We start from the raw sequence: 14,009 nt of genomic DNA, 5'->3' as shown, positions 1-14,009 counted from the left end.
TATTAATCTACGTAAAATTTTTGCTGAAACTGTAATTTTTGAAATTGATTACTTTGCTGTATTTCAATCTCAAAGCGTAAAATCTCTTCGTTGGTGTAATCAACTTGGGCAAGGTAATAAATTGCATCACCTTCTTTTACTTCTTTAAAAGTAAGCGTTTGTTTGTTGCCAAGTAGATTTCTAGCTGTGCCAGTAAGATTTGCTGTTTGGGCTGTATTTTCGGCATCATTTTTTAAAACAGAAATATTCACAATGCCTTTGTATCCGCTTCGCTCAAGGCCATACGCTTTTGCTATTTTTGGCTGAATAAAAGTAGAAGGAAAAGCAATGTAATGCACTTGCCATGGGCCAAGCTCTTTGTATTGTGCGCCTTGCATTTCTTCGCTTTGCGCGTTAAATGCAAATGCTAAACAAGCAATAAAACAAAACTTAATTAAACGGTTCATTATGTATTCCTCAAAACATATAAAAAAGAGGCCTTTGGGCCTCTAATTAAAAAATCCATATTAGACTAAAAAATCCATAAGCAGCATTTGCAAAAACTGAATACCAATAATAAGCACTAAAACTGATAAATCTAAGCCACCCATTGATGGCAATATTTTACGAATTGGTTTTAGCATTGGTTCAGTAAGCTGATGGAAAACCGCTTCTATAGGGTTATAACCTTGGCTAACCCAACTTAAAATAGCGCGAATAATAAGTACCCAAAATACTAAATTAAGGCCTTCTTTTAGTACCGTTATAAGTGCTTGAATAAGTACAGGCTGTATTGCCCACGCATTATATATAACAAGCATTAAAGTACTTATTTTGGCTACAGCGACTATAAATGCCAGCAACAGAGAAGCTAAATCAAGCCCACCAAATCCAGGAATGATTTTACGCAGTGGTTTTACTGCAAACGAAGTGGCTTTAACCACAAACTGGCTCATTGGGTTGTAAAAGTCGGCTTTTGCCCACTGCAGCCAAAAGCGCAGTAATACCACCATTAAAAACAAATCAAACAAGGTACTGATTAAAAATTGCATGGCATTCATAGTGTAACCTTCAATAAAAAAGTAGTTTTAAAGTTCTTTTTCCATTTGCTCTGCACGCGCAATACACGCATCCATTGCATCGCCAACGGTTTTAGTTAAGCCTTCACCTTTTAAGTGCTCAACAGCTGCGTGAGTAGTACCGCCTTTAGATGTTACGTTCGAACGTAGTTGCGAAATACTAATATCAGGCTGGCTAAGTGCCATTTCGGCGGCGCCAAGAGCTGTTTGTTGCACTAAACGACGAGCGTCTTCGTCGTTAAAGCCCAGTGCTTTGGCTTTTTCTTCAATGGCTTCCATAAACAAGAAAAAGTAAGCAGGTGATGAGCCGGTCACAGCAATAATATCGTTTATTTGTGACTCTTCTTCAACCCATACCACAATGCCAGTGCATTCAAAAACTTGTTGTACAAATTCGTGTTCGCTTTGTGTTTCGCCCGCACCATATAAACCTGATACTCCGCGACCTAATAAAGACGGTGTATTTGGCATGCAACGTATCATTTTAACGTCTTGACCTAGCATTTCGCGCAAACGTTTTACGGTTAAGCCCGCAGCAACAGAAATAAACAGTTTATTGCTAAAGTCTATGCCTGACTCTTGAAACGATTTACATAAATCGCCCATCATTTGTGGTTTAACAGACAAAACAATTACATCAGCATCGCGCAGGGCTTCGTTATTGTCACTGGTGGTTTGCACCTTGAAATCAAATGCTACCTTTGCAAGCTTTTCTTGGTTGCGGTTAGTTGCAATAATATTACTTGCGTTAAAACCGTTTTTTACCATGCCACCAATAATGGCGTAACTCATATTACCTGTGCCTATAAATGCGATTTTTTTATCTGACATAAATCTGTTATCACCTTTTAAGTTCGTGTTCCAAAAATGTCTGTGCCGATCCTCACCATGGTTGAACCTGCACTAATGGCAGCTTCAACATCGTTACTCATACCCATCGACAAAGTATCTACTTGAGGATATTGGGTCTTTAGTTTATCAAAGCAAGTTTGCAATTGCTCAAAAGATTGAATTTGTGTATCCAGTTTGTCGCTTTTAGCAGGGATTGCCATTAAACCTCGAAGTGTTAGGTGCTCACATTGGTTTATATAATCGGCAAGTTCATCTATTTCATCGCGGTGGCAACCTGACTTTGCTTCCTCATTACTTATATTTACTTGAATAAGTACATTTAGAGGCGCTTTATCGCCTGGGCGCTGGGAGTTTAATCGTTTCGCTATTTTCATGCGATCAACACTTTGCACCCAATCGAAGCTGGCAGCTACTAAGGCACTTTTATTGGATTGAATAGGGCCAATGAAATGCCAAATGATGTCGCTATATGACTGTAGTTGAGCTATTTTATCTATAGCCTCTTGAACATAAGATTCACCAAATTCACGCTGGCCGTGCTTGTAAGCTGCAATTATATCTTCGCTTGGTTTCGTTTTAGACACTGCCAGCAAGGTTATTTCATTGTTATTTCGCTGTGTATTTTTTGCAGCCGTTGCAATTCTAGCGTAGGCGGATGTTAGTCGTTCTGCTATTGTAACCATATATTTATCAGTTAGTTGTGGAGTCATAAATGGATATTACCGAATTATTAGCGTTTAGTGTGCAACATAAAGCATCCGATTTACACCTATCCTCGGGTGTTTCACCTATGATACGCGTAGACGGTGATGTTCGTCGCATTAATATACCTGCATTAGAAGATAAAGACGTAAACAGTCTGGTTTACGATATTATGAACGATAATCAACGCAAGGACTACGAACAAAACCTCGAAGTGGATTTTTCGTTTGAAGTACCTAATTTAGCACGCTTTCGTGTGAATGCGTTTAATTCTAATCGCGGACCAGCAGCAGTGTTTCGTACCATACCAAGTGAAGTGTTAACGCTTGATGATTTAGGTGCGCCAGAAATTTTTAAAAAGATATCTGATACTCCACGAGGACTAGTTCTGGTTACAGGGCCTACGGGCTCGGGTAAATCAACGACACTTGCCGCGATGGTTGATTATATAAATCAAAATAAACACCATCATATTTTAACAATTGAAGATCCAATTGAATTTGTTCATGATAATAAATTAAGTCTAATTAACCAGCGAGAAGTGCATCGCGATACACATAGTTTCTCAAATGCGCTACGTAGTGCTCTGCGTGAAGACCCTGATGTAATACTTGTGGGTGAGTTACGTGATTTAGAAACAATTCGTCTTGCAATGACCGCAGCCGAAACTGGGCACTTGGTATTTGGTACGCTACATACCACTTCAGCACCAAAAACGATTGACCGTATTATCGATGTATTTCCTGGTGAAGAAAAAGCAATGATCCGTTCAATGTTGTCTGAATCATTACGCGCAGTAATTTCACAAACATTACTTAAAAAAGTGGGTGGTGGGCGAGTCGCTGCACATGAAATTATGATTGCAGTGCCTGCTATTCGTAACTTAATTCGTGAAGATAAAGTAGCGCAAATGTATTCATCTATCCAAACTGGCGCATCCGTTGGTATGCAAACAATGGATCAGTGTTTAACAAACTTAGTTAATCACGGTATTGTTAGTAACGTTGCAGCTAAAGAAAAAGCACAAGACAAAACACAATTTGGCGGTTAAGGAACTATTATGACGTTATCTTTAAATCATTTTTTACTGTTAATGATTGAGAAAAAAGGCTCTGATTTATTTGTATCAAGTAGGTTACCTGTAAGCGCTAAAATAAATGGCGAACTTATCCACTTAGGTGATGAAAAGTTAACTGATGAAGAAGCGCTCGAGCTTGTTGAGTCTGCTATGAGCGAAAAGCAAAAAGCGGAGTATCACGCAACTAAGGAATGCAACTTTGCGATTGCAACTGACGAAGGGCGTTTTCGTATTTCTGCCTTTTGGCAGCGTGATAGAGCAGGTATGGTTATTCGTCGAATAGTTACGCAAATACCTGATGTAGAAGAGTTAGGTCTGCCCTCTACGCTCACGGATGTAATTATGTCTAAGCGTGGGCTTGTGTTATTTGTGGGTGGTACAGGGACGGGTAAATCAACGTCTTTAGCGGCGCTTATTGGTTATAGAAATCGTCATCAACGTGGTCACATTTTAACAATTGAAGATCCTATTGAGTTTGTTCACGAACATCGTAAAAGTATTATTACTCAGCGCGAAGTAGGGCTTGATACAGAAAGTTTTGAATCAGCACTCAAAAGCTCATTGCGCCAAGCACCCGATGTAATTTTGATTGGTGAAATACGCTCACAAGAAACCATGGAATATGCACTTAGCTTTGCTGAAACAGGTCATTTATGTGTTGCTACACTACACGCTAATAATGCTAACCAAGCTATTGATCGAATAATGCATTTAGTACCTAAAGAAAAGCACGATAAGCTTAAATACGATTTAGCGCTAAATTTGCGCGCTATTATTGCTCAACAGTTATTACCTACTTCTGATGGTGAAGGTCGTGTTGCAGCAATCGAAATACTACTTAACTCGCCGATGATTGCAGAGCTCATTAAAAATGGTGATATTGGTGGTATTAAAGAGGCGATGGCAAAATCGAAAGAAATGGGCATGCAAACTTTTGATCAAGCATTATTTGAACTTTATAAACAACAATCAATTAACTATGCTGATGCGCTGCACCATGCTGACTCGCCGAATGATTTACGTTTGATGATTAAACTACGTAATAATGAACAACAAGGAGCTGGTTTTTTACAAGGTGTAACGATAGATGGTTTAGATGGAAAAGACAGTAATTACTAAATGCTAAATGAAAAATATAAAAGCGCCAAGTTGGCGCTTTTATATTTTATACGGCCTTATTATTCACCGTAACTAGATTCAAAAAAACTTTCTAAAATAATAACCGCAGACATATTATCTACATTACCTTTACCCAAGTTTTTATAGCCGCCTTGCTCGAATAAACGAGCTTTAGCATCGGCTGTTGTTAAGCGCTCGTCTTGCGTTTGCACAGGAATGCCGTAATGGTTATGCAGCCTGTTAGCAAACTTTTTAGCTTTAAAGGTTACTTCTTGTGAAGTCCCATCCATATTTAGCGGCAAACCAACAACCATTAAGTCGGGCTGCCACTGCGACACTTGTACTGCAATATGATCCCAATTTGGAATACCATCTTGCGCTTTTACAGCCTTTAGGCTCGATGCACTACCAGTGAGCTCTTGACCAATAGCAATGCCAATACTTTTGGTGCCAAAGTCAAAGCCCATTACGGTTCGCTCGCCTTGCGGTTTAAGCGTTTTTTTTGTCATGTTTGTCTTGTTTAAGTTTTAAATAATTAAAATTACTATGCGTGACCGGCTTCAGGGCTTAGTTGGCTTATATCAAAGCCCAGCATTGAAACCGCTTTTTCCCATCGTTTTTCAACGGGCGTATTAAAAATGATCTTCGGATCAGCTTCTATAATTAACCAACTATTATCAAGTAGTTCTTGCTCTAGTTGACCTTGCTCCCAACCTGAATAACCTAAGGTAATGATAAACTGCTCGGGTGCTTGTGCGGTTGTTAAACTTGCGAGTACATCTTTAGATGTAGTGATCATAATGTCACTACTGAGCTTTTGACTTGAGGTGTAACCCAGTTTTGGAGAATGCAGTACAAAGCCTCGATCGGTTTTAACCGGGCCACCTGCATATACAGCAACTTGTGCAGCTTGCTGGGTTTTATCATTATCTATTTCTATTTTGTCCAGTAGTTCGCCAACGGTAACATTAATAGGTTGGTTGATCACCAAGCCCATAGCCCCATCTTCATTGTGCTCACAAATATAGGTAACGGCACGTTTAAAAAAAGGGTCTTGCATCGACGGCATCGCGATTAAAAAATGATTTTCTAATGACTGCATAGATTTCACCCTTTTAAGTTAGTGGACTTTGAGTATGGCATATACCTATGTTTTTAAAACTAAATAAGCTTATGTATATCATTAAAAATTAATGCAGCAGTTACTGCATTAATTTTTAATGCGAAAAAAGCTATAAGTAACGATTAGGTATGTGCTTATTTACCTAGTTTTTTCTCAATTGCGTCAAATAAAATACCCGTAATTGAAATATCATAAGCAGCTTCAATTTCGCGCACGCACGTTGGTGCAGTGACGTTAATTTCAGTTAATTTATCGCCAATAATATCTAAGCCTACAAATATTAAGCCTTTTTCTTTAAGCGTTGGTGCAACAGCTTGCGCTATTTTTAAATCTGATTCGCTAAGAGGACGCGCTTCGCCTCGACCGCCTACAGCTAAGTTACCGCGCGTTTCACCATTTTGTGGAATGCGCGCTAAACAATACGGAATGACTTCGCCATCAATAACCAATACGCGCTTGTCGCCTTGTTTGATCTCAGGAATATAATTTTGCACCATAGCAAAGCGACTGCCGTGTTCGGTTAACGTTTCACAAATTACACCTATATTAGCGTCGTCTTCTCTAATGCGGAAAATAGATGCGCCACCCATGCCATCAAGTGGTTTTAAAATAATGTCTTTATGCTCGGCTAAAAACTCACGAATTTGTTTTTGACTACGTGTAACCAGGGTATCTGGCGTATGTTCGCTAAACCATGCTGTAAATAGCTTTTCATTAGCATCGCGAAGGCTTTGTGGCTTGTTAATTATTAACGTACCTTCTTGTTCTGCACGCTCTAAAATATACGTCGCGTAAATGTATTCAGTATCAAAAGGAGGGTCTTTACGCATTAAAATTACATCAAGGTCGGCAAGGGCTATAGTGGCTTTTTCTTCAAGCTCGTACCATTTTTCTGCATTGTTGAATACTTGCGCTTTAGACGCCGTAGCGTAAGATTTACCTTTACGAAGAGATAAATCATCCATCTCCATATAATAAATTTCGTAGCCGCGTTCTTGCGCTTGCATCATCATTGCAAAACCGGTGTCTTTTTTGATGTTAAATCCACTAATAGGATCTGAAATAATACCTAACTTAATTGCCATGCGCTGTGCCTTACTATAAATGTTACTGTTTATATGAGGGTGCTTTTAGTTATTTCAATTAGCTAAATCGCCAAATTGAAGCTGTAATGCACTTAAGACCGTTAAAGCGGCCGTTTCCGTTCGTAAAACACGCGGGCCTAAACGAATATCTACAAAATCTAGTTGCTTAGTTAGTGCCATTTCATCATCGGTAAAACCACCTTCAGGACCGACTAAAAAGCGCACGCCATCTTTAGGTACTGTAATGGTTTTAATGCTGTGCTCAGCACGAGGGTGGAGTGTGAGCTTAATTGCATTGGTTTGTTGTGCAAGCCATTGTTTTAAATCAATCGGTGGATTAATGATTGGTATAAAGTTACGTCCTGACTGCTCAGCTGCTGCAATTGCGATTTTTTGCCATTGTTGGTGTTTTTTCTCAAGGCGATCACCCATTAGTTTTACGCCACAGCGCTGACTAAAAATAGGCGTAATTTCGGTAATCCCTAGTTCAACTGATTTTTGAATCGTAAAATCCATTTTATCGCCACGTGAAACACACTGACCTAAATGAATTTTTAAGGGTGATTCAACATCATGAGCATTAAATTCATATGGCATTACTACAACTGTTTTTTTAGTTACTTCAATTATTTCACTAAGGTATTCGCCGCCTTCGCCATTAAAAATAGACACATTTTCGCCTACTTTCATACGAAGTACACGGCCAACGTGGCCTGCAGCGTCTTCATCTAACGAAACGGGGGTATTTAAGATAATGTTAGATTTTTGATAAATATGAGGAACTCGCATGTAATGTCACTTATAGGTTAGCGCATAAAAGTTATATACCGCTATGGTAAGTAAGCTGTGAGCTTGGTGCAATTATTTATTTTCTATTAAGTTGTTCTGTTAACTCAACTAGGTTCAAAGGAGTTTCTGCTATATCAGTGTGACAAGATAGATGATTAGAGTAGCTTTGGTCTGTTAGTGGGCAAAAGTTAAAACCATTTTCATCTTGACTAACTAAAATGCGATTTTTATGCAAAGAGTTATAGATAAATCGCTGTGCATCATCGGCCAGTAAGTAGTCGACTTTATTTAGTAAAATACCTTCGATACTGTGATGATCATGCAAGTAGCTGGCAAGTTCAGAAACGCTTATTTCGTTTTCAAAATCGCAATAGCAATAGTCTTTTATAAGCTCATCAAACATCATTTTTACTAATTGGCGCATATTAGAACCCGCTATGACTAAGGGGCTCGATGTATTTCGTCGTTCACTATTAAAATAATGCTCAGCAAATGATCGGCTAAACTCTTTATCTATGTCTATTAATAAATAGTTAGTCACTTGGAATGGCATAAGTCCCCATCGTATTTAGGTCAGTGTATACAAACTTAATTAAAAGTAGATCGTTTATAGCTGTTTAATTTAAAGAACTCACTGAAAAATAACTTGAGCCAAAAATGATCAATTTATCTTACACAGCTGAATTCAACATTAACGATGTTGAATTCACGTGCAGTAAGCCCACTATTGATGTGCAAACTCACCTTATTTTTTCTAGCGCTAAATAAATTTTAATATCATAGCAATTTAATACGCCGGTCAACCTTTTCAGTTAAAGGGAGGCTAAATAGAAAACATGCTAATTAGCAAGTAGCCAATAGCACAAAAAACAGCAAATTCAATACAAGCAATCCCTATGTTATCTTGATGATCAACTTCAAGCGCTGTATCAATATTAGGTAAGGATATAACTTTTATTACAAAAGTAAGCGCATACAGTAATATCCACATTACACCGCAGTGCATGACGAGAGTGAATAAATTTTCTACCATTTTACCATTTTGAAATTCAGCACTGGATAAACCGGCATACACAGCGAGTGCTAAACCAATCGACTTACCAGCATAGCGTATCCCTATCGAGGTGTTCTCTAAATTAAAGTTGCTCTGTAATGAAGCTCCTTGATTCGCTTTTGCAAAGCGATACTCACGGATTTTACTATCAAAAGCGAACATACCTTGCAGGACAAAAAAACTAACAAAAGCAATTAGCAAGTTACTTAGACCTTGTGTATGAGTCCATGTATAAAGTCCTAAAGTCATAATGCAGTTAGCGATTAACATACCTGAATCGACTAATGCAGCACATACGTTTTGTTTTAATATAGCGGCTTCTTCATTAAAGCGATGGAGGATCCATTTTCGATGAATTAAGTGTCCCGCTTTGATAAAAATAAACAGTAGAATAATTAATACAATCACTTTTAAAGGGTTGGATTGCGCAGTACTTACGCTAATTTCATCAAACAAAAAAGCCATAGTTGCAATAACAACTGATATTTCAGAGGCAAAACTAATCCCCATTGCAAAGTTATCGTGCTGCGCAAGTTCATCTTTAAGCGCTTGTTTTGCTTTAATTTGAGTTACGACTCGTAGGCAAAATATAGTTATGCAAATAACCGCAAAACTAATAGCAATCGCAACAAAACTAGTGTTAGATAATGACAAATAAGACATGGTATTCCTAAGTAGAGTTAACCTTTCTAGGTTTTAATCATTCTAGTACGGTTACTGATGATATAAAAGAGAGTATTGATGAGTAACGTAAAGCAACTTCCTATTCAATTACAAAAACTTGGCTTAATGCGCTTTGAGCAGTTGTACCCAGAGCAAAATAAAGAGCCCGTTATTGTAAAGTTACTCGGATTAAGTGACTTTGCGTGGCGTAGTTTAAGATCCCAGCCAGACTTAAAAGAGTGGCTAACATGCAAAGACGAAATACAAAGCCGAATTATTAACTCTCCTTTTGAAAATAGAAATTTAGCTGAGATAGATGAAAATGAATGCCATAAGATACTTCGTCAGTTTCGAGAGAAGTACTGGCTTAAGATCGCATTTTTAGATCTATGCTGTAATCACCCAATTGCTGATAGCATAAAATACATTAGTCAGCTTGCTGATATATTGATAGAAAGTGCGAATCAATGGGCGCATACGCACGTTGCTAAAATTAATGGCGAACCTTTAGATGAGGGTAACCGAGCAATGCCATTAATGGTACTTGGTATGGGTAAGCTAGGGGGGCAAGAACTTAATTACTCATCAGACATAGATCTTATTTTTGCTTATCCCCGCAGTGTTAAAACACAAGGTGGACGTCGAAACTTAGAGGCGCAAATATTTTATACAAAGGTGGCACAAAAGCTAATTGCAGCGCTAAATCAAACGACCGGTGACGGGCAAGTATTTAGGGTTGACATGCGACTTCGCCCGTTTGGTGAAAGTGGCCCACTTGTTATGAGCTTTAACGCAATTGAAGACTATTACCAAGAGCAAGGACGAGATTGGGAACGTTATGCCATGTTAAAAGGGCGTTTAATTGGTACACCTAATCAGTATTGGGATGAATTTAATCAGCTTTTAAAGCCATTTGTATATCGTCGCTATATTGATTTCTCAGTGATTGAATCACTACGAAAAATGAAGTTAATGATTGCCCAAGAAGTGCGGCGAAAAGGTTTAACTAATAATATCAAACTAGGTGGTGGTGGTATTCGAGAGGTTGAGTTTATTGTTCAAGCGTTGCAAATGGTAAGAGGTGGACGAGAAGCTAACTTACAAACGCAATCATTACTTAAAGCGTTAAAGGAGTTAACGGTTAACCAAGTTATTAATGAGCTTGAAGCGCAAGGTCTTGAGAATAATTATCTTTATTTACGTAAAGTTGAACAGTACTTGCAAATATTCGACGACCAGCAAACACAAACATTGCCGGATGATGAGTTAAACCAGCAACGCCTAAATACTTTATTAGAACAGGATGATTTTGGCGCAACATTGGTTGAAATAGATCACGTCATGCAGCAAATACATAACGAATTTACACAGGTGATTGGTGAAGAAACTGAGCCTTTAGATACAAGTGAAGGGGCATTTGTGAGTGCATGGGATCATGGTGATATTAGTTTTTTAAATGAGCCAAAAGATGATTGGCAATTACCATTAAAAGATTTTAAACAACGTATATCAAAGGCAAAAATAGGTAATCGGGGGCGCGATATTCTCGATAAATTAATGCCAGCTTTACTAAAACAGTTAAATAATTTTAACGCCAGTGGTGCAGCATTTTCTATGGTTTGCCAAATACTAAATAAAATTATTTCGCGTACTGCGTACTTGGAATTATTATACGAAAACCCAGGAACATTAAAGCAGCTGGTACTATTGTGTTGCCATAGCAAATGGATAGGAGAACATATATCTCGCTATCCTATCTTACTTGACGAGCTTATTGATCCTGCAGTTTTGTATAAGCCGACCCCTTTAACTGCTTATAAATATGAAATAAGGCAATATTTCTTACGCATTGAACATGATGATTTAGAACTACAAATGGAATCTCTAAGGCAGTTCAAACAAACACATCAATTACGTATCGCAGCAGCTGATGCTACTGGAGTAATTGATGTTATGAAAGTAAGCGATCACTTAACAGCACTGGCCGAAGCGATTGTTGATCAAGCTGTTAATATTGCATGGCATAATACGGTTAAGCGTTTTGGCATGCCGCCGGGCACTGACGATGAAAATAAAGGGTTTGCCGTAATTGCTTACGGTAAAACAGGGGGATTTGAAGTGGGTTACGATTCAGATCTTGATTTAGTTTTTGTACATAACCACGACGGTTCTAGTCAAACTGATGGCGATAAGCCAATTGATTCAAGGCAGTTTTATCTAAAACTCGCACAACGCCTAATGCATTTATTTAATACACGTACCGCATCGGGGATTTTATATGAGCTTGATACACGCTTACGACCTGAAGGTGCATCAGGGTTGTTAGCGATCAACCTTGAAAGCTTTAATCATTATCAGCAAACTCAAGCATGGACGTGGGAACATCAAGCACTTGTTCGTGCTCGCTTAATTTTAGGTCAAGATGAGCTAGTTGAACGCTTTCTAGAAATTAGAAAAAATATACTGAGTCAACAACGCGATGCTACAACACTAAAAGATGATGTTATAAAAATGCGTGAAAAAATGCGTGATCATCTAGCAAAAGGAAATACTGATCAATTTGACTTAAAGCAAGATATTGGTGGTATGGCTGATATTGAATTTATTACGCAATATATAGTGCTCAAACATGCTCATAAATTTGAAAAGCTAATAGTTTATTCTGACAACGTAAGAATTTTAACTGAGGCTGCTAAAATTGGTTGTATTACTGAAGAGCAAAAGCAGCAGTTGGTCAAAGCATATATTGATTATCGTTCTTGCTACCATGTACTGAGCTTAGATCAGCAAGGTAAATTAGTATCACGAGAAGCATTCCAGAATGATATTACTCATGTAACACATATTTGGAATAGCATTTTTGCGTTAAGTTAAATTTAAAAATCCAAGCTAAAGCTTGGGTTTTTATTTTAAGTGGTTAAATTTTTAATTTTAAGCAGTTAGCACGTACAAATTCAGACGGTTTTTCAGTAATTATTGCGGCACGTTGCTTGTGGCAAAAATAAGTGTAGACCTCATATTCAAAGTCATCATTGATAGCTCTGCCTACTTGATATAATGCAGAGGTGAAATTACTGTCGACCCTAAAATGATCTTTTACTACGTAGTCTTTACTTAAATACCAATAAAGCGCAAGACCTTCATTATCAGCATATTGAGAAAGTGCTTTTTTTAACGTTGTCCCACTTTCAAAACGTCTGGGCTCAATTCCGCCCGTCCAGCTAGTTGGCATAGGATCAACCGTTCGGCCTCGCTCCGCTAACACGCGATCAAGAGTCTGATCTGGCTTTTTGAGTTGGAGTACAAATTGATCTCGCTCTTTATTGCTTTTAACTTGATTACGGATGGATGAATAAAAGCGAGATAGCCCTTCAGCTGCCGCATTTTTAGAATCTCTAATATCAAATGTTGGCCCATCACTGAATAAAAAATAGATAGCCAGTATAATTAATACTGCAGCAAATGATAAATGTTTAACCCAAAACCACATAATCTCTACTCACTTTTTGTATTTAGTGTTATTCCACTGCTACTTCTTATAAAAAGAAGGGGTATTTTTGTCTGGTCTCGTTTTAAAACGGCGATGGAGCCACATATATTGCTCAGGCGCCGCGTTAATTGAACGCTCCATACGTTGATTTACACGTATTACATCCGCTTTATCGTCACCACTTGGGAAATCTTCAAGCTCAGGTAGTATTTCTAAGTGATACTTACCATTGTCGTCACGACGCGTGATTAAGCTCATTGTTTCGCAGTTTTTACTACCAGCAAACATCAGTGTGCCTGTTGTGGTTGCTGTATCGGGTACTGCGTAAAAAGGAACAAACTCACAACGGTTACGACCGTAATCTTGATCAGGCAAGTAATAACAAACTTTTTTATTTTTTAATGCTTTTAATAGACCTTTTACGTCCTTACGACCAATTAAATATTCGTTAGAGCGGAGGCGTCCATTGGTTGTAAAGTATTCCATCAATGGGTTGTTATGAGGACGATAAAACCCAACTCCTTGGCACGCTAATCCCATTATGCGACTAGCCATTTCAAGATGTAAAACATGAGGAATAAGTAATAATACGCCTTTGCCAGAAGCTTGCACCCGCTCAAAGTGTTCAAGCCCTTTAAAAGACCCTAATGCTTTTTGAGCACGCCATTGCGGCCACCACCAAGCCATACCGGTCTCGACCATCGCAATTCCTGTATTTTCCATATTTTTGAGTACTAGGTCTTTTTGATCTGCTTCGCTCATATCAGGAAAGCATAGTTTAATGTTTACTTGTGCAATATGGCGACGGCGTTTCATGAATTTATAAACTAAACGCCCCAGCTGTTTACCCATGGCTAATTGTAGTTTTTGTGGCAACCAAGAGAGTAAATATAAGAATAAAACGCCAATCCACGTTAGCCAGTATCGAGGACCTAAAAAAGATGCTTTAAAAGGAGATGAGGTGACCACAAAAAACTCTCTATAAATAAAAATGCT

General features: G+C 38.3%; 15 protein-coding genes. 3 read left to right on the top strand and 12 right to left on the bottom strand.

Going from position 1 to position 14,009, the window contains the following annotated elements; genetic code table 11:
- Nucleotides 1–2 precede the first annotated feature (2 nt).
- From AOR04_RS14925 to AOR04_RS14910, 4 genes are read right to left on the bottom strand one after another with little or no spacing between them, the layout of a single operon-like run.
- Nucleotides 3–446, bottom strand: a complete 444-nt coding sequence (locus AOR04_RS14925) for a DUF4426 domain-containing protein (RefSeq protein WP_096793775.1) — start codon at nucleotides 444–446, stop codon at nucleotides 3–5.
- Nucleotides 447–506: 60 nt separating this feature from the next.
- A complete protein-coding gene (locus AOR04_RS14920; RefSeq protein ID WP_002962568.1) occupies nucleotides 507–1,040 on the bottom strand; it encodes a YggT family protein in 534 nt (177 codons plus the stop codon).
- 27 nt (nucleotides 1,041–1,067) lie between these two features.
- Nucleotides 1,068–1,889, bottom strand: coding sequence for a pyrroline-5-carboxylate reductase (proC, locus tag AOR04_RS14915; protein ID WP_096793774.1), 822 nt, complete (start codon nucleotides 1,887–1,889; stop codon nucleotides 1,068–1,070).
- A gap of 17 nt (nucleotides 1,890–1,906) precedes the next feature.
- Entirely contained in the window at nucleotides 1,907–2,620 is a 714-nt protein-coding gene (locus AOR04_RS14910; protein ID WP_096793773.1) for a YggS family pyridoxal phosphate-dependent enzyme, read from the bottom strand.
- 2 nt (nucleotides 2,621–2,622) lie between these two features.
- On the opposite strand from AOR04_RS14910, the gene AOR04_RS14905 reads away from it, so the two are divergent.
- Nucleotides 2,623–3,663 (top strand): type IV pilus twitching motility protein PilT, encoded by a 1,041-nt coding sequence (locus tag AOR04_RS14905; protein WP_008136622.1) that lies wholly within the window; start codon nucleotides 2,623–2,625, stop codon nucleotides 3,661–3,663.
- Between the two features lie 9 nt (nucleotides 3,664–3,672).
- A complete protein-coding gene (locus tag AOR04_RS14900; protein WP_033040501.1) occupies nucleotides 3,673–4,809 on the top strand; it encodes a PilT/PilU family type 4a pilus ATPase in 1,137 nt (378 codons plus the stop codon).
- Nucleotides 4,810–4,868: 59 nt separating this feature from the next.
- On the opposite strand, the gene ruvX is transcribed toward AOR04_RS14900, so the two are convergent.
- From ruvX to AOR04_RS14870, 6 genes are all read right to left on the bottom strand, one after another.
- Nucleotides 4,869–5,318: a Holliday junction resolvase RuvX gene (gene ruvX, locus AOR04_RS14895; RefSeq protein WP_096793772.1), complete on the bottom strand. Its 450-nt coding sequence runs from the start codon at nucleotides 5,316–5,318 to the stop codon at nucleotides 4,869–4,871.
- A 35-nt stretch (nucleotides 5,319–5,353) separates the two neighbouring features.
- A complete protein-coding gene (locus tag AOR04_RS14890; RefSeq protein ID WP_007376520.1) occupies nucleotides 5,354–5,911 on the bottom strand; it encodes a YqgE/AlgH family protein in 558 nt (185 codons plus the stop codon).
- Nucleotides 5,912–6,066: 155 nt separating this feature from the next.
- Complete coding sequence (gene gshB / locus AOR04_RS14885; protein WP_007376519.1) at nucleotides 6,067–7,017, bottom strand: glutathione synthase; 951 nt, start codon at nucleotides 7,015–7,017, stop codon at nucleotides 6,067–6,069.
- 54 nt (nucleotides 7,018–7,071) lie between these two features.
- Complete coding sequence (gene rsmE / locus AOR04_RS14880) at nucleotides 7,072–7,806, bottom strand: 16S rRNA (uracil(1498)-N(3))-methyltransferase (RefSeq protein ID WP_096793771.1); 735 nt, start codon at nucleotides 7,804–7,806, stop codon at nucleotides 7,072–7,074.
- A gap of 76 nt (nucleotides 7,807–7,882) precedes the next feature.
- On the bottom strand, nucleotides 7,883–8,359 hold the full coding sequence (locus AOR04_RS14875; RefSeq protein ID WP_096793770.1) for a hypothetical protein: 477 nt from the start codon (nucleotides 8,357–8,359) through the stop codon (nucleotides 7,883–7,885).
- Nucleotides 8,360–8,629: 270 nt separating this feature from the next.
- Complete coding sequence (locus AOR04_RS14870) at nucleotides 8,630–9,523, bottom strand: DUF350 domain-containing protein (protein WP_007376516.1); 894 nt, start codon at nucleotides 9,521–9,523, stop codon at nucleotides 8,630–8,632.
- Between the two features lie 78 nt (nucleotides 9,524–9,601).
- Between AOR04_RS14870 and glnE the strand changes: the two genes are divergently transcribed.
- Nucleotides 9,602–12,397 carry a bifunctional [glutamate--ammonia ligase]-adenylyl-L-tyrosine phosphorylase/[glutamate--ammonia-ligase] adenylyltransferase gene (gene glnE / locus AOR04_RS14865; protein ID WP_096793769.1) on the top strand — a complete coding sequence of 932 codons (2,796 nt, stop codon included), beginning with the start codon at nucleotides 9,602–9,604 and terminating at the stop codon, nucleotides 12,395–12,397.
- A 43-nt stretch (nucleotides 12,398–12,440) separates the two neighbouring features.
- Here glnE and AOR04_RS14860 read toward each other — a convergent pair whose 3' ends face one another.
- On the bottom strand, nucleotides 12,441–13,013 hold the full coding sequence (locus tag AOR04_RS14860; RefSeq protein ID WP_096793768.1) for a toxin co-regulated pilus biosynthesis Q family protein: 573 nt from the start codon (nucleotides 13,011–13,013) through the stop codon (nucleotides 12,441–12,443).
- 39 nt (nucleotides 13,014–13,052) lie between these two features.
- Complete coding sequence (gene lpxL / locus AOR04_RS14855) at nucleotides 13,053–13,982, bottom strand: LpxL/LpxP family Kdo(2)-lipid IV(A) lauroyl/palmitoleoyl acyltransferase (RefSeq protein WP_007376513.1); 930 nt, start codon at nucleotides 13,980–13,982, stop codon at nucleotides 13,053–13,055.
- Between the last annotated feature and the right edge of the window lie 27 nt (nucleotides 13,983–14,009).

It is taken from the genome of Pseudoalteromonas sp. 1_2015MBL_MicDiv, from assembly GCF_002407505.1.
GTDB classification, from domain to species: domain Bacteria; phylum Pseudomonadota; class Gammaproteobacteria; order Enterobacterales; family Alteromonadaceae; genus Pseudoalteromonas; species Pseudoalteromonas fuliginea.
This window is presented reverse-complemented; position numbering and strand designations above follow the sequence as displayed.